The sequence below is a fragment of the Mycobacterium sp. URHB0021 genome (assembly GCF_054057895.1).
Genome location: NZ_JBSRZT010000002.1, coordinates 5,776,227 through 5,790,983, shown reverse-complemented (window position 1 = coordinate 5,790,983; position 14,757 = coordinate 5,776,227). Strand labels below are relative to the sequence as shown.

At 64.9% G+C, this 14,757-nt stretch carries 13 protein-coding genes; 11 read left to right on the top strand and 2 right to left on the bottom strand.

The features are described from left to right. The first annotated feature begins 15 nt into the window (after positions 1 to 15). Genes ACVWWN_RS30990 through ACVWWN_RS30980 form a run of 3 tightly spaced genes read left to right on the top strand, consistent with a single transcriptional unit; the run spans position 16 to position 2,085 of the window. Positions 16 to 174: a hypothetical protein gene (locus ACVWWN_RS30990; protein ID WP_457147264.1), complete on the top strand. Its 159-nt coding sequence runs from the start codon at positions 16 to 18 to the stop codon at positions 172 to 174. Further along, positions 174 to 1,097, top strand: coding sequence for a helix-turn-helix domain-containing protein (locus ACVWWN_RS30985; protein ID WP_457147263.1), 924 nt, complete (start codon positions 174 to 176; stop codon positions 1,095 to 1,097). The genes ACVWWN_RS30990 and ACVWWN_RS30985 overlap by 1 nt, the downstream gene beginning before the upstream one ends. A gap of 52 nt (positions 1,098 to 1,149) precedes the next feature. After that, positions 1,150 to 2,085, top strand: coding sequence for a quinone oxidoreductase family protein (locus tag ACVWWN_RS30980; RefSeq protein WP_457147262.1), 936 nt, complete (start codon positions 1,150 to 1,152; stop codon positions 2,083 to 2,085). A 15-nt stretch (positions 2,086 to 2,100) separates the two neighbouring features. Here the strand turns inward: ACVWWN_RS30980 and ACVWWN_RS30975 are convergent, their stop codons facing one another. Then, entirely contained in the window at positions 2,101 to 4,848 is a 2,748-nt protein-coding gene (locus ACVWWN_RS30975; RefSeq protein ID WP_457147261.1) for an AAA family ATPase, read from the bottom strand. A gap of 202 nt (positions 4,849 to 5,050) precedes the next feature. Between ACVWWN_RS30975 and ACVWWN_RS30970 the strand changes: the two genes are divergently transcribed. The 3 genes from ACVWWN_RS30970 to ACVWWN_RS30960 all read left to right on the top strand — a co-directional run bounded on the left by ACVWWN_RS30970 (position 5,051) and on the right by ACVWWN_RS30960 (position 7,126). Further along, positions 5,051 to 5,533: a VOC family protein gene (locus ACVWWN_RS30970; protein WP_457147260.1), complete on the top strand. Its 483-nt coding sequence runs from the start codon at positions 5,051 to 5,053 to the stop codon at positions 5,531 to 5,533. 52 nt (positions 5,534 to 5,585) lie between these two features. Further along, positions 5,586 to 6,083, top strand: a complete 498-nt coding sequence (locus ACVWWN_RS30965) for a Dps family protein (RefSeq protein ID WP_457149344.1) — start codon at positions 5,586 to 5,588, stop codon at positions 6,081 to 6,083. Positions 6,084 to 6,154: 71 nt separating this feature from the next. Next, positions 6,155 to 7,126 (top strand): quinone oxidoreductase family protein, encoded by a 972-nt coding sequence (locus tag ACVWWN_RS30960; protein ID WP_457147259.1) that lies wholly within the window; start codon positions 6,155 to 6,157, stop codon positions 7,124 to 7,126. Between the two features lie 567 nt (positions 7,127 to 7,693). Here the strand turns inward: ACVWWN_RS30960 and ACVWWN_RS30955 are convergent. Then, positions 7,694 to 8,539: an alpha/beta fold hydrolase gene (locus ACVWWN_RS30955; protein ID WP_457147258.1), complete on the bottom strand. Its 846-nt coding sequence runs from the start codon at positions 8,537 to 8,539 to the stop codon at positions 7,694 to 7,696. A gap of 309 nt (positions 8,540 to 8,848) precedes the next feature. Between ACVWWN_RS30955 and ACVWWN_RS30950 the strand changes: the two genes are divergently transcribed. The 5 genes from ACVWWN_RS30950 (at position 8,849) to ACVWWN_RS30930 (ending at position 14,508) form a co-directional block, all read left to right on the top strand. Further along, positions 8,849 to 9,529: a hydrolase gene (locus ACVWWN_RS30950; RefSeq protein WP_457147257.1), complete on the top strand. Its 681-nt coding sequence runs from the start codon at positions 8,849 to 8,851 to the stop codon at positions 9,527 to 9,529. A 140-nt stretch (positions 9,530 to 9,669) separates the two neighbouring features. Next, positions 9,670 to 9,837 (top strand): DUF1427 family protein, encoded by a 168-nt coding sequence (locus ACVWWN_RS30945; protein WP_457147256.1) that lies wholly within the window; start codon positions 9,670 to 9,672, stop codon positions 9,835 to 9,837. Between the two features lie 87 nt (positions 9,838 to 9,924). Then, positions 9,925 to 11,691, top strand: a complete 1,767-nt coding sequence (locus ACVWWN_RS30940) for an amidohydrolase (protein ID WP_457147255.1) — start codon at positions 9,925 to 9,927, stop codon at positions 11,689 to 11,691. Between the two features lie 2 nt (positions 11,692 to 11,693). Next, the gene (locus tag ACVWWN_RS30935) at positions 11,694 to 12,971 is read left to right on the top strand and encodes an MFS transporter (RefSeq protein WP_457147254.1); all 1,278 of its coding nucleotides are present in this window, start codon (positions 11,694 to 11,696) and stop codon (positions 12,969 to 12,971) included. Positions 12,972 to 13,545: 574 nt separating this feature from the next. Beyond that, complete coding sequence (locus ACVWWN_RS30930; protein WP_457147253.1) at positions 13,546 to 14,508, top strand: aldo/keto reductase; 963 nt, start codon at positions 13,546 to 13,548, stop codon at positions 14,506 to 14,508. Positions 14,509 to 14,757: the final 249 nt, after the last annotated feature.

The window sequence follows — 14,757 nt, the reverse complement described above, 5'->3', positions numbered from 1 at the left end:
CCCTGTGCTTCATCGATGGACTTTGTCGATGACTGGCACAAGTCGACGGAAAGGAGCGCGGATATGGGGGGCATCGGCTGCACACTCTTGTCCCATCAGGCGACATCGCACGAGCTGACCGTGCGGTTCGAGGGTGACACCCCGTGGTGCACCTTCTGGATAGGGACGCTGTGATGAATGCCGCCCCGATCATGACGCCCGAGAATGTGGCCCGCTGGTGGGGTTTCGCACCGCAGCGAACCATCACCTCGCAGGTCGAGGCGATCACCGCGGCGATCTGGCAGTTCCAGGAGTCGTCGGTGTATGACCTGGAGGGGCACGCCGACGAGAGCACCGACGTGATCTCGATGGCGATTGCAGGCCAGAACCACCACACCTACTTCGGCGACGGTCGGCAGAAATGGGCCCGTCCGCATCCGCCGTTCTACATGAACCTCGTGGTGGCGGGGGAGAAGCCGCGCGAAATATTCGCCTCCGAACAGCCCTTCACGTATCTGCACGTGTACGTGCCACACACGATCATCGAGGGCTTGGCAGCCGACTGCGACGCCGTCGATGTCAGCGGACGGGTCTCGCTGATCGATCCGATGTGCTCGCGTGATCCTCAGGTGGAGAACCTCTGCCGACAGATCGTGCGCGAGATGTCACAGCCCGACCGATGCTCTCGCCTGGTGGTCGACTGCCTGGGCCAGGAATTGGCGATTCGTCTGCTACGGGAGCACTCCAATGTCTCCGGCTCGAGAACTCTGACACCCAATAGCGGTCCCAGTTACCGGGATTGGCGGCTGCGGCGGGCAATGGAATACCTCGAAGCACGGCTGGGCGAGGATGTTGGTCTCAAAGAAGTGGCCACAGCCGTCGGTCTGTCGACAACGCACCTCGCCAACCTGTTTCGGGACGGCACCGGTGAGCCGCCTTTTAGGTGGTTGATGCGGCGCCGGTTCGAGCAGGCGTGTGAATTGCTGTCGAAGCCTCACCTCAGCATCACCGACATCGCCCATCAGTGCGGGTTCGCCAGTTCCCAACATCTGGCCACGGTGATGCGCAGACATCTGGCCACCACGCCGACCGCCTACCGCCGAAATCTTCTCGGGTAACGCGGCATTCGGCCCCGCCCACCACGAACGCACAACACATGGAGCATCCACGTTGAAGGCTGCAGTACTGAATACTTTTGGAGCACCACCCCAGCTCGGCGACTTCGCAGATCCCGAACCGGCTCGAGGTCAAACCGTCATCGAGGTGCTGGCCGCCGGTGTGCACCACATCGATATCTTGAAGGGCTCGGGTGCGCTGGCGCCCAGCCCCGCCATCCCCTTCGTCGTCGGTTCCGACGGTGTCGGCCGTACGCCGCAGGGGCGCAGGGTGTTCTTCGACAATCCCGTGGCGCCGTTCGGGTCATGGGCGCAGCGGACCCTGGTTGCCGAGGATTCCCTGCTCGATGTGGCGGACGAGATCGACGACCTCGCCGCGGCAGCGCTCGGCAACACCGGGCTGGCTGCCTGGTTGGCGCTGAGTTGGCGTGCCCGCCTGCAGCCGGGCGAGTCGGTACTGGTTCTGGGCGCAGCCGGGGCACTGGGTTCAATTGCGGTGCAGGCAGCCAAGGCGCAAGGCGCCGCGCATGTCATCGCCGCCGATCGCAGCGCGGACCGGCTACGACGCGCACGACAACGCGGCGCTGACGCCACGGTGGTCACCGGTGCCGACGACTTGCCCGCCAGGCTGCGAGAAGCCGCCGGCCGGCACGGCATCGATGTGATCATCGACCCCCTGTGGGGCCCGCCCGCCCTCGCCGCGTTGACAGCGGCGTCCCCCGGTGCGCGCCACATACAGATCGGCGACTCCGCAGGCACCACGATTGACTTACCCGGAGTCATGCTGCGCGCCGCTGAGCTCCACATCATGGGCTTCAGGTACTTCACGGCGTCCGAGCAGGTGCGGCACGACGCATATCGTCGGCTGACCGAACACGCGGCCCGTGGCGACATCAGCGTCGATGTCATCCCGTTGGCGCTGGACGAGGTGGATGACGCCTGGCGAGCACAAAAACGAGGTGCGTCGGCCAAACTCGTGCTCGTTCCCTAGCCCCGGCACGTGAGCCTACTGATCGAGGACGTGGCCCAGTTGGCTTCGCGAGGTGATATCGAGCTTCATGAAGACCTTGCTCAGGTGGTACTGAACGGTTTTGGGACTGATGAACAGTCGAGTACCGATCTCGGGGTTCGACAGCCCGTCGCGCGCCATGCGGGCGATGAGTGTCTCCTGAGCGGTCAACTCCTGGGCACCCGTCGCGACGGTGCGCTTGCGGGCAGTCTCGCCGGTGGCCAGTAACTCACGCCGCGCTCGCTGCGCGAATCCCGACATACCCATCGCCTCGAACAATTCGCGGGCGGTGCGCAGCTGCTGCCGCGCACCTACCCGTCGACGTTCGCGGCGCAGCCACTCCCCGTAGAGCAGGTGTGCGCGGGCGAGTTCGGCGCGGACGCGGGTTCGGCTCAGATGCTCGATCGCCTGACGATAGAGATCGTCGGCGGTATCCCCCTCGCTCAGCAGCGCGCGTGCCCGGGCTTCAACGCCCAGCGCCCAGTCGGTGCCGGTGGCGACGGCTTGTTCGGTCAGCAGATGAACCGCACCGGTGGCAGTCTCCGTCCTGCCGCTACGCGTCGCAGCCTCAATCAATTCGACCAGAGCCCAAGGCGGCGGGCCCAAGGTGTCCTTCTGGTTCACGGAGTGTTTCGCCGCCACCATGGCCGCTTCATAATTGCCCGCCCCGTTGTTCAGCGCAGCCCGTGCCCAATCGGCGATCACACTGATGCCCTCACCTCTCTGAGCCGCCGCTGCCGAGGTGGTCTCGATGAGGGCTGATGCCTTGGCCCGGTCGCCGGACAAGGCCGTCAGGACCATGGCTGCAAAGGGGGCCAGACGCAACCCGGTGGCCTCAGTCGCAGCGTCGAGTTCCTCGATCAGCGACGCCGCGGCAGCGAGGTCACCGATGAACACCAGCATGAGCGCCCGCGACGTCAGGGCAAGAGGCAGCTCACTGAGTGCGCCATGGCTGCGGGCGAGGCGGACATGCCGGTCGGACAGTGTGTCCCAACTGTCGTCATCCCACACCACAATCGCCGCCAAGCACGCCAACCACAGCGAACGGCATTCCTCGTGGGGCGACATGCCGGTTCCGAAGTCGGCCAACGCGCGGCGGAATAACGGGACTGCCGCCGCATATCCGTTGCGGCGCCATGCGGGCATGGCCTCGAGCAGGAAATCGGGCGGTCTCGGGGCGCGCGTCGGTGGCGGTGCTGCAGCGAGGGCGGATGCCACCTCGACCACGGTGCCGCCGACGGCCAGGCCCTCGACAATGACTGCGGCCGAAAGGGATTCGAGATAGGTCGAGCGGGAGAGATCCGCGTCGACGGTGGCGAGGCGTTGGGCGGCCTTCAGCAACAATGGCGGGGCATCGCTGCTCCGGTTTGTGACGAACGCGAGTTGTGCGCGCACCAGGTCGGCACGAGCTTGCTGTAAGTCGTTGAGCGATCCCATTTCTGCCGTAGCCAGCAGGTCCAACGCAGCGTCCAGGGCGCCGGCCTCTACCTTGGCGGTGGCGGCGGCGAGGGCTCGGGTGGCGCGCTGGGTGGGGTCGAGGGTGAGCATGGTGGCGCGTTCGAGGAAGGCTGCAGCCGCGGCCAGGCCGCCGCGGGCCTGGGCCTGGCCGGCGGAGTGTTCCAGCTCGGTGGCCACGTCGTCGTCGGGTCCGGTGACGGCGTGCGCGCGGTGCCAGGCGCGGCGCTCGGCATCGGTGGCGGGATCGATGACCTGGGCCAGGGCACCGTGGGCGTGTTGCTGTTCGGCCGGTGTGGCCGAGCGGTAGGTCGCCGAGCGCACCAAGGGGTGGCGAAATCGGATCCGGGTGCCGAACTCGGCCAGCCCGGCCTGGGTGGCCGGGGCGGCGGCATCGGCGGGGATGCCCAGGAGTGCCGCGGCCCGCCAGACCAACCCCGGATCGCCGGTGGCATCGGCGGCGGCCAGCACCAGCAATCGCCGCGTCGTCTCGGGCAACTCCGCAATGCGTTTGCCGAAGGTCTCTTCCATGTCGGCGGGCGCCCGCGCCACATCGGGAAATCCGTAGCCGCCGGCCATCTCGGCGGGGGTCAGCCCGCGCGGGATCTCCAGCAGCGCCAACGGGTTGCCGCGGGTCTCTGCCACGATCTGATCGCGTACCCGGTGATCCAGTGGTCCGCGCAGCGCCGAGGCCAGTAGCTCTCGGGCATCGGCGACCGGCAAACCCGAGACCACCAACTGCGCCAGGCCGTCCAGTTCCGCACCGGGCCGGCGCACCGCGAACACCATGGCCACCGATTCGGTCTGCAGTCGGCGGGCGACAAAGGCCAGCGCCTGGGCCGAGGCGCGGTCCACCCACTGCTGATCATCGATCAAACACAACAGTGGTCGTTCATCGGCGACCTCGGACAACAGACTCAGCACCGCCAAACCGATCAGGAACTGATCGGGCGCCGACCCGCCGGTGAGCCCGAACGCGGTCTGCAACGCATCACGCTGGGGCCCCGGCACCCGATCCAGCCGATCCAGCATCGGCGCACACAACTGATGCAACCCCGCAAACGCCAACTCCATCTCCGACTGGACACCAGCGACCCGCGCGATCCGGCAGTCCGAGGCCTCGGTGGCCAAATACTCCAACAAGGCGGTCTTGCCCACACCCGCCTCACCACACACCACCAACGCCTGGCTCTTTCCCAGGCGGATCGCCGCGGCCAATTGGTCCAGCGTTCGGCGTTCTGCACGACGGCCGATCAGCCGTACCGCAGCGCCGCTTTCCAGCGGGTCCATCAGACGTGACGGTACTGCGGACATCCGCTCGTGGCTAGCCACCGGCCGATGCGAATTTGTCGGCCGCCCACTACGGTCTGGCACTCGCCTCCCAAGCTTGGCCCCGATTGGCTCCCCGCGGTACACAACGCACGCATCTTTTCGATCATTCAAAGAGGCTGTGGCCATGCGGCTTTCACAAGATGTACGTCGGTGTCGGCAGATGGACGCCGAAACCCTTCTGCCGCAAGACAGTGAGACGGTGGCTGTAATAAAAGCGGTGGCGCATACCGGCATCACGGTTCGCGACCTGGAAGCATCGATCGCCTTCTGGCGGGATGTTCTCGGCTTCGAGGTGCAGGAGAGGATGGAGCTGTCAGGGGAGTTCGCCGAGCAGATCACTGGCGTGGCCGACGCGCACCTGCTGTTGGCTCAGCTCACCGGCGGCGGGCATCGCATCGAGCTTCTGCAATATCTGCGCCCCACCAATCGAGCCCACGTGTGCCCCAGGCCGTGCGACGTCGGATCATTTCACGTCGCGGTCAACGTCGATGATCTCGACGCTGTTTCAGACGTCTGCGCACAACGTGGGTGGAGGCTTGCCGGTAGGCCCCAGACAGGTGTCCAGGGGCGGCTTGCCGGCTCCCGCTTCGCTTACATGCGCGACGGTGACGGGACGGTCGTCGAACTCATTCAAAACTCATAGGCCACGGGACCGCAATGACAGACGGAGTCGAATCGTGACATCTCCATCAATCGTGACGAACGGCCACACCAGTCGGCTGCCCGAGGGCGAGGTTCGCGCCTTCACCGCTTCCGTGCAGCTCGGCACTGACTTGCAGCGGGTGCTGGCCGATCTGATCGAGCTTCATCTGCAAGGCAAGCAGGGCCACTGGAACGTCGTGGGCGCCAACTTCCGTGACGTGCATTTGCAATTGGATGAGCTCGTCGATGTGGCACGTGAGGCCAGCGACACCATTGCAGAGCGGATGCGTGCCCTGTGCGCGGTGCCCGACGGGCGATCCGAGACGATCGCGGCGACCACGACCCTGCCGAATTACCCTGCCGGGGAGCAGAACAGTGCCACGGTGGTGGACCTCATCACCAACCGCATCCATGCGGCAGTGGCGACAATCCGATCGGTTCACGACGCGGTGGATGCCGAAGACCCGAGCACCTCCGATTTGTTGCATCAGATCATCGACTCGCTGGAAAAGCTGGCTTGGATGATCGACTCCGAGAATCGCAAGGGCTAGTCCTGTGCGGTTCGTCGCTGCGACGAATTGCAAAACCCGCACCTGGGCCACCGTCACCAGAAGGAGTTGCAATGCTGGCGCTTCGATTTGACACCTTCGGTGATCCCGGCGTGCTCAAGGTCGTCGAACTACCCGATCCCGTCCCCGCCGCGGCCGAAGCCGTGATTCGGGTGCACGCCGCCTCGGTGAACCCTTCCGATGTGAAGAACGTTGCCGGCAACATGCGCGGGACCGTACTGCCGCGCGTGCCCGGCCGTGACTTCGCCGGCGTCGTCATAGACGGACCCCCGGACTGGCGTGGTGTGCCGGTGTGGGGAACAGGCGGAGATGTCGGCTTCACCCGCGACGGCTCCCATGCGGAACTGATGTTGCTGCCCGTGGATGCGCTGGTCCGCAAGCCATCCCGCCTCAGCTTCGATGAGGCATCGGCGGTCGGCGTCAACTTTGTGGTCGGCTGGCTGGGTGCGGTGGAGACTGCGCGGCTCGAAAAAACCGACACCATCGCGATCTTCGGAGTGTCCGGCGGCGTTGGCGGAGCGGTGGCGCAGATCGCCCGAATGATCGGAGCGAGGACGATCGGTGTCGACCGCCACGCGCCGGGGGATGACACCCCAGCGGCGGCCAGTATCGATGCGTTCGTCCGGCTCGATCCGGGCGTCGACACCGCGGGTGAACTGCGCAGCCTCACCGGCGGCCGCGGTGTGGACGTGGTCTATGACGCGGTGGGCGGGGTGACCACCCCGACGGCGCTCCATTCGCTCGCCCATGGTGGTCGGCTTGTGGTCATCAATGCCGTCGGAAACCGCACAGCAGAGATCGACCTCATCGATCTGTACCACAACGAAACGCAGATCCTCGGATCCGACAGCCGCAACCTCGGTGCGGTGGAGTCCGCCCGTCGACTCGACCGGTTGACCGGTCTCTTCGAGACGGGAAACTTCCGGCCGCTTCCGATCACCGCCAGGTACTCGCTGCCCGACGGCCCGGCCGCCTACCAAGCGGTCGCGAATCACACAGCCGGCCGAGTGGTCATCCAGCCGTAGGGACGGGGTGTTCCGACATGCAGCGAGACGACGGATGAATGCTGGTCATCTCGCAGATGCCCGTGGGAATTTCGGTGTCCTCGTACACCCGATGGGTCGTGCTACCCAACCATCCGCCGGCGGGGTCGGTGCACCAGGGCAATAGCCGCCTGTTTCCCTTGGGCCTCTTACACTTGTCATGACCCGCCGCCACGGCCTCCGCCGACACTGCCGGATCGGCGGTCGAGTCCTCGACACGGTCCAGACCGCCGGTTGATGATGGCGTTGCCACACTGATTAATTGGGACGGTACCGGGGCGTCGTCGGTGCCTGTCGCGGGAGCAGTCAATACGACTGACAGGGTGGAGAGCCAGATGGCGGACACCGTGGTGATTGCGCGCACATCAATCATGGACTCAGGATGCCGACGCGCGGACGGATCCGCGTTCACTCGGCCACAAGGATGTACGTGGCAACGATATCGGCCAAAAAATCTTTGCCCCAGAGTGATTCAGTTGGAAAGACGAGATATCGACAGAAGAGTCCCGATAGGCAGCGGCCTACCGGGACAATCCGTTTTGCATCTACTCAGTTGTGGTTGGCCCAGAATCGGGCAAGGTCTCGACGGATGAACTCGGGCTGCTCCTCGAAGACCCAGTGGCCGCATTCCTCGATCACACCGCCTTCGGCCGAGGCTGCGATCGCTTTGGCGCTGGCAAAACAATGATCACCGAACGAAGCCCGGCCGGCCCACGCCAGCATCGGCACTGAGAGGGTGGTCTTCGTGAGCTCAGCGGCCTGCGCCGCCATCTGCGGTATGACGCCGTAGTGGTTGAGGCTTCCACGGAGGTTTCCCGGCTGGCGTAGTTGCATGATGTACTGCTGCACTTCGCTTTCCGGCATCGCTGCCGGGTTGAAGGCGAAATCGCGGAAGAAGTGCCGAATGTAATGATCTTCGCGGCCTTCGATCAGATGCTGCGCGATGTCCACATGCATGTGCATGGCCAGATGCCAGTAGGCCACCTGCGGGTCGGTGTAGCCCGGGTAGTCCAGCCCGAAGAACGGGGTCTCGACCGTGGCGAGCGAAATGGCGCGGTCCGAGGCCTTATAGGCCAGTGCGACGGACGGCGGCCCCCCAAGGTCATGGCTGAGGATGTGGAATCTGTCGACATTCTCGACGTCGAGCAGCGCCAGCATGTCCGCCGCGATCGTCAGAGGGTCGTAGCCGTCAACGGTTTTCTCGCTGTCGGCGTACCCCCGCAGGTCGGGCGCGATGAATGTGTAACGGTCGGCCAGACCGTCGATCACCGGTAGGAATTCGCGGTGGTTCTGCGGCCATCCGTGCATGCACAGAACCACCGGGCCGCTGCCGGCCACCACATAGTGGAGCGTGACGCCGTTGACTGTGGCGCGCTTGTGCCTAAGTGCAGTCATGCTGCTGGTCCCTTCGCAATCTGTGTAGTCGAACAAAGTCGGTGGCCGCCGTCATTTCGGCGCTATGCACACCGTGACCGTCTGTGCGGCAGACAACAATTACCGCGGTCGCGGTGCGCGGTCGTCCATGTCGTGACGACCGTGGACATCTGACAAAAGTCTGGCGGCGCTGGCGCAGTGATCTTTTCGTTGTGCACATCCATTGCGATGGATGAACGCGCGACACGGTGCGTCCTGTCACTGTGGCGGTCACGCCGATTGGCGCACTCGGACCGCATTGCCGGTCGAGACCATACAAGGAGGACAACTATGACCGTCGACGCCACGCCGACTCCGGGCAGCCTGCTCATCAGCCCTCACGACCATGTCTTGCTGCTGATCGACCATCAGAGCCAGATGGCATTCGCGACCAAGTCGATCGATGCTGCGCTGCTGCGAACCAATGTGTCGCTTGTCAGCCACGCCGCACAGGTGTTCGGTGTCGATACCATCCTGACCACCGTCGCCGCGGAGTCGTTCTCCGGCCCCATCTTCACCGAAATCACCGACACCTTCCCCAACAAGGAGATCATCGACCGCACCACGATGAACACCTGGGAGGACGGCCGAATCACCAACCGCATCAACCAGATCGGCAAGAAGCGGCTGGTCCTGGCGGGACTATGGACTGGAGTATGTATCGTCGGTCCGGCACTGTCGGCATTGGACCAGGGATTCGAGGTCTACTTCATCTCCGACGCCTGCGGTGACGTGTCGAGCGAGGCACACGATCGTGCCGTCGAGCGCATGATTCAGGCCGGCGCCCGCCCGATGACGTCGATTCAGTATCTCCTCGAGTTGCAGCGGGACTGGGCTCGCGTGGAGACCTATGACGCGGTGATGAACGTCGCAAAGCAGTTCGGCGGCAGTTACGGAATCGGCATCACTTACGCCAAGACCATGCTCGGCGAGCACGCCTCCGAAGCAGGGCCGGCCGTCCAAGCGGTATGAGCCTGCGGCGCAGGGTTCGCGGGTCGGCCGAACCGAGACGTTCCATGCTGCAGCGGCCCCGAACATTGACGTTCTTTTGGCGGCGCTGTGCGGACTGGCCCCGCGAGACGCCTAAACCGTCTCCGAAGAAAGGCAGGCAGATGATCGCATTCCTGGTCTCAGGCGCGGTGGGTCTGCTCGTCGGGCTGATCTATGGCCTCCTCAGCGTCAAATCGCCTGCACCGCCGCTGATTGCGCTGGTCGGTCTGCTGGCCATTCTCGTCGGCGAGCAGATTCCCCTTTTCGTCAGACACATGTGGGGCGGATGACCCACCTCTACCGGCCCAGTGGTGCGGCGAACAGGTCGCACCGCTGGGCCGACGACTGAACCTTTCCCATCTCGAACGGAGGCCGCCATGGCCGAACTCAAAACACCTGACCTGATCCTGACAAACGGCAGGTTCACCACACTGGATCCCGGTGTCCCGGAGGCCACCGCGGTGGCGATCTCTGACGGCCGCTTCGCCGCCGTAGGTGCGAAGGCAGATATCACGCCAAGCGCCGGCCCCCACACGCGGGTGGTCGACTGTGGCGGAAGACGAGTGATTCCCGGGCTGGCCGACAACCACACGCACGTCATCCGCGGTGGCCTCAACTACAACATGGAGTTGCGCTGGGACGGCGTGCCGAGCCTCGCGGAGGCGATGCGCAAACTCAAGGAACAAGCCGCACGGACACCGGCGCCACAATGGGTGCGGGTGGTGGGCGGTTTTACCGAGCATCAGTTCGTCGAGAAGCGTTTGCCCACCCTCGACGAGATCAACGCCGCCGCTCCGGACACGCCGGTGTTCATCTTGCACCTCTACGACCGAGCGTTGCTCAACGCTGCCGCGCTGCGCGCGGTCGGCTACACCAGGGACACTCTCGATCCTCCCGGTGGCCGCATTGCGCGCGACAGAAATGGCCAGCCGACTGGTCTACTGATCGCGTCGCCGAATGCCGGAATCCTGTACTCGACACTCGCGAAGGGACCCACGCTGCCCTTCGACTACCAGGTCAACTCCACGCGCCATTTCATGCGTGAGCTCAATCGACTGGGCGTGACGAGCGTCATCGACGCCGGCGGCGGTTTCCAGAACTATCCGGACGACTATGCGGTCATCCAGAAGCTGCACGACGAGGGCCAGTTGACGCTGCGGTTCGCCTACAACCTGTTCACTCAGCGACCCGGTCGCGAACGTGATGACTTCCTCGGGTGGACGGAGGGAACCCGATTCGGGCAGGGCGACGACTTCTTCCGCCTGAACGGCGCGGGGGAGATGCTGGTCTTCTCGGCCGCAGACTTCGAAGACTTCCGCCAGCCCAGGCCGGACATGCCGAGAACGATGGAAGGCGAGTTGGAGGCGGTGGTTCGCGTCCTGGCGGAGAACCGCTGGCCGTGGCGGTTGCACGCAACCTATGACGAAACCATCAGCCGTGCGCTCGATGTGTTCGAGAAGGTCGATCGGGAGATCCCGATCACCGGGCTCAACTGGTTCTTCGACCACGCCGAAACCGTCAGCGACCGCTCGATCGAGCGCATCGCGGCACTCGGCGGCGGGATCGCGGTACAGCACCGGATGGCATACCAGGGCGAGTATTTCGTGCAGCGGTACGGCGCCGAGGCGGCCGGGCGGACGCCGCCGATCCGTCAGATGCTTGCGGCCGGTGTGAAAACCTCGGCGGGAACGGACGCGACGCGGGTGGCTTCCTATGATCCCTGGGTCGGTCTGTCGTGGCTCGCCACCGGGCGCACGGTCGGTGGATTGGGTCTCTATCCGCAATCCAATCTGCTGGACCGCGAAACCGCCCTTCGCATGTGGACCGAGTATCCGAACTGGTTCTCGAACAGCGAGGGCCGCAAAGGCCAGATCAGCGTCGGACAACTCGCCGATCTCGCGGTACTGTCCGCCGATTACTTCACCGTCTCCGATCGGGAGATCCGACAGATCGAGTCCGTCCTGACCGTGGTAGGCGGCGAGGCGGTATACGGGGTGCAGGAGTTCGCCGAACTGGCGCCGCCCCCTCCGCCTGCCATGCCCGATTGGTCGCCGGTCGGCGTGTACGGCGGCTACGACACTTCCCCTGTCGCCCTTGATCTGTCCGGTCGCAGACACTCCGGCGGGCTGGGATGTATGTGCTGAACATGGTCCGGCGGCGCCGGCGACAGCTGGCGCCCGGACAGAAGACCAACCCGTTTCGCGCGTTCAGCCACCGTGACTTTCGTCGCTTCTTCTTCGGGCAGTTGCCCTCGGCCAGTGGAACATTCCTGCAGCAAACCGCTCTCGGGTGGTTGGTATTCCAGCAGACCGGATCTGCCGCCTCGCTGGGAATGGTCCTTGCGGCGGGCTCGTTACCGGCGCTGTTGCTCGGGCCTTGGGGAGGTGCGTTCGCCGACCGATTCGACCTGCGCACATTACTGCTGATCACTCAGGTCGCATCGGCGGTGTTCGCCGGCGCCCTGTGGTTCGCCGTATTCACCGGGGTGGCGAGCATTGTGGTCATCATGTGCATCAACGTGGCCAGCGGATTGGTAACGGTGGTCGACGGTCCGGCTCGACAGGCGTTCGTCGGCCAGCTGGTGCCGGCCGCCGACCTGGCCAGCGCAGTCAGCCTCAACGGCGTGATCATGAACGGCGCCAAAGTGATCGGCCCCGCCATCGCCGGCATCTTGATCGCCACGGTCGGCACCACGCCGTGTTTCGCGGTCAACGCGCTGTCCTATCTGGCGGTCATCGCCGCGCTGCTGACGATCACCTCGCCGACGGGGTCGGCGGCGGGCCGCGCCTCCGGCGGCGTCGGGGAAGGACTGCGCTATGCGCGCGGACGCCATCAGCTGTGGTTGCCACTGGCGATGATGGCGTTGATCGGCCTGTTCGCCTTCAACTTCACGGTGGTATTGCCGGTCTTCACAGAGGATGACCTCGGCGCCGCCGGCGGTGCCTATGGCCTGTTGACAGCTGCGCTGAGCGTTGGATCGGTGCTCGGATCGCTTCTGGTCGGGCGGATAGCCCACCCCAAACGGATCTATCTGGCGGTGGCCAGTCTCGCCTTCGGCGTGGCCATGATCCTCACCGCGATGACCACGACCGTCACCGCAGCCGTCATCGCATTGGCGCTCACGGGTGTGGCGGCCTTCGTGTTCGTCACGCTGACTTCCACAACACTGCAATTGCACTCATCGCCTCCGTACCGGGCGCGGATCATGGCCCTGTACAGCTTCTTCTATCTGGGCACCACCCCGGTGGGCAGCATCGTGATGGGATGGATCTGCCAACAGTTCGGCGGGCGTGCGGCCCTCGGGGCCGGGGCGATCGCTTGCCTGATCGCCGCCGGGTTGGCTTTTCGCGTGCACACCCCGCCACATCCCGACGATCAGTTGGACGATCTGCACATCGCCGAGACCGCATGCTCTCGTCTCTGAAGGCAAGCACCGGCAAAGCCGTCACAGGCCGGGTATGGTGCCCGGCGCCGGAAGCGCCCTGACCGGCGGCCTGGCGCTGGGCGTCGCAGGTCTCGACCGCGGCGCAGACGGAGTCTTCGTGTTCCCCAGACTCATCTCGTGCGGCGCTTGCGCCATCGGACTGCTCGGCGCGCCGGGTGATTGCTGGGCCAATACACCTAGTGATCCCACGGTCACCGCCGCCCCGACACCGATAGCGATCAGTGCTGATTTCATCGAGACGACATTCAGACGGTGCTGGGCTAACACTGTCTCACCTCGTTGCTCAGTAAATACACTCGCGCAACATCTTTGATGCGATGACGCCAGACTGGCACGTTGCGGACCAGAGCGCGTTCACCCGTCGCAAAAGATGTCTACGGCGACATCGTCGTCACAGGATAGGCGGTGCATGCTTTCGAACAGTGTCATCTCATGCTGACGACATCAGCACAAGTTGACAATCTCCGGAAGAGGACAGTTTCTGCTGAACGACGTGAGAGGTGCGTCAGTCGATCCACTGGTCGGCTTTCCGCCGGAAGGGGTACACGGGCGCATGACGACACCACCAGCCGACCGAATGGGCATCGGACTGGCCGCTCTCGGGCGGCCCGCGTATCTCACCGCCGGCCGCGATCGAGACCTCGGATCAGCCCGGTCGGTCGCCGAGATGCGATCCAGAACGGCTGAGGTCCTCGATGAGTCCTACGCCGGCGGAATTCGCTACATCGATGTCGCGCGCTCGTATGGTCGGGCCGAAGAGTTTGCCGCCGCCTGGCTCGACTCCCGGCCCGACGTCACCGATGTCGAGGTGGCGTCCAAGTGGGGCTATCGCTACGTCGGCGACTGGCACCTCGAGGCCGACGTGCACGAAGTCAAGGACCACACGCTCCAGGCCTTCAAAACGCAACTCGGCGAAACCCGGGCCTTTCTGGGGGATCGCCTCACCCTGTATCAGGTGCACTCGGTGACCGAAGAGAGTCCGGTGCTGAGCGACGTCCAACTCCAGCGAGCCCTTGGCGACCTCCGCGACGACGGAATCAGGCTCGGGCTGTCCACGTCGGGGCCACGGCAAGCGAATGTCATCCGTGCTGCCATCGACATCCAGGTCGGGGGTGCGCCGGTGTTCTCTTCGGTTCAATCGACGTGGAACCTGTTGGAACCATCAGCCGCCGACGCGCTTTCGGAAGCTCGTGGCGCCGGGATGGCGGTCGTGGTCAAGGAGTGCTTTGCCAACGGGCGTCTGGCACCGGGCAGTGCGGATAGCGCCGGAGTCCGGCGGGCGGCGCAGCTGGCGGACCAGCTGGGTGTCGGCCTGGATCAGCTCGCGATCGCCGCAGCCGTCCACCAGCAGTGGGCATCTCGGGTGCTATCGGGCGCGGCCACGGTCGCTCAGGTGGAGTCGCATCTCGCGGGCGCCGGTTTGGCACTGCCGCCGCAGGTGATGGATGAGGTGTCGACTTTGCGCGAAGACCCTGACGAATACTGGGCGCAGCGCTCCCGGCGGCGGTGGTCGTGATCGATTGCCAACGCTCCCGCACACGGGTGATCGATGCGATCTGTGGCGCGAAACAAGAGCGCCGCCACGGCAATGGCGCGACGCTATCGGCTCGACCGCAAACATGCACACTGGGTTGCGCGAAGCGCGGGCGAGTTCGTCTCGCTGGGCGGGCATTACAAAACAGTGCGCGGAACCGGTGACCGACTTGTGGACCGTTCGGTGGACGTTGTTCGTGTGTTGGACAATTCTCGCAGAGTGTCAATTCAG

What these genes read in the sequence shown, in the direction of transcription:
- ACVWWN_RS30990 (WP_457147264.1), top strand. Translation starts at nt 16, where the DNA reads ATGGACTTTGTCGATGACTGGCACAAGTCGACGGAAAGGAGCGCGGAT.
- ACVWWN_RS30985 (WP_457147263.1), top strand. Translation starts at nt 174, where the DNA reads ATGAATGCCGCCCCGATCATGACGCCCGAGAATGTGGCCCGCTGGTGG.
- ACVWWN_RS30975 (WP_457147261.1), bottom strand. Translation starts at nt 4,848, where the DNA reads ATGGACCCGCTGGAAAGCGGCGCTGCGGTACGGCTGATCGGCCGTCGT.
- ACVWWN_RS30970 (WP_457147260.1), top strand. Translation starts at nt 5,051, where the DNA reads ATGGACGCCGAAACCCTTCTGCCGCAAGACAGTGAGACGGTGGCTGTA.
- ACVWWN_RS30960 (WP_457147259.1), top strand. Translation starts at nt 6,155, where the DNA reads ATGCTGGCGCTTCGATTTGACACCTTCGGTGATCCCGGCGTGCTCAAG.
- ACVWWN_RS30955 (WP_457147258.1), bottom strand. Translation starts at nt 8,539, where the DNA reads ATGACTGCACTTAGGCACAAGCGCGCCACAGTCAACGGCGTCACGCTC.
- ACVWWN_RS30950 (WP_457147257.1), top strand. Translation starts at nt 8,849, where the DNA reads ATGACCGTCGACGCCACGCCGACTCCGGGCAGCCTGCTCATCAGCCCT.
- ACVWWN_RS30945 (WP_457147256.1), top strand. Translation starts at nt 9,670, where the DNA reads ATGATCGCATTCCTGGTCTCAGGCGCGGTGGGTCTGCTCGTCGGGCTG.
- ACVWWN_RS30940 (WP_457147255.1), top strand. Translation starts at nt 9,925, where the DNA reads ATGGCCGAACTCAAAACACCTGACCTGATCCTGACAAACGGCAGGTTC.
- ACVWWN_RS30935 (WP_457147254.1), top strand. Translation starts at nt 11,694, where the DNA reads ATGGTCCGGCGGCGCCGGCGACAGCTGGCGCCCGGACAGAAGACCAAC.
- ACVWWN_RS30930 (WP_457147253.1), top strand. Translation starts at nt 13,546, where the DNA reads ATGACGACACCACCAGCCGACCGAATGGGCATCGGACTGGCCGCTCTC.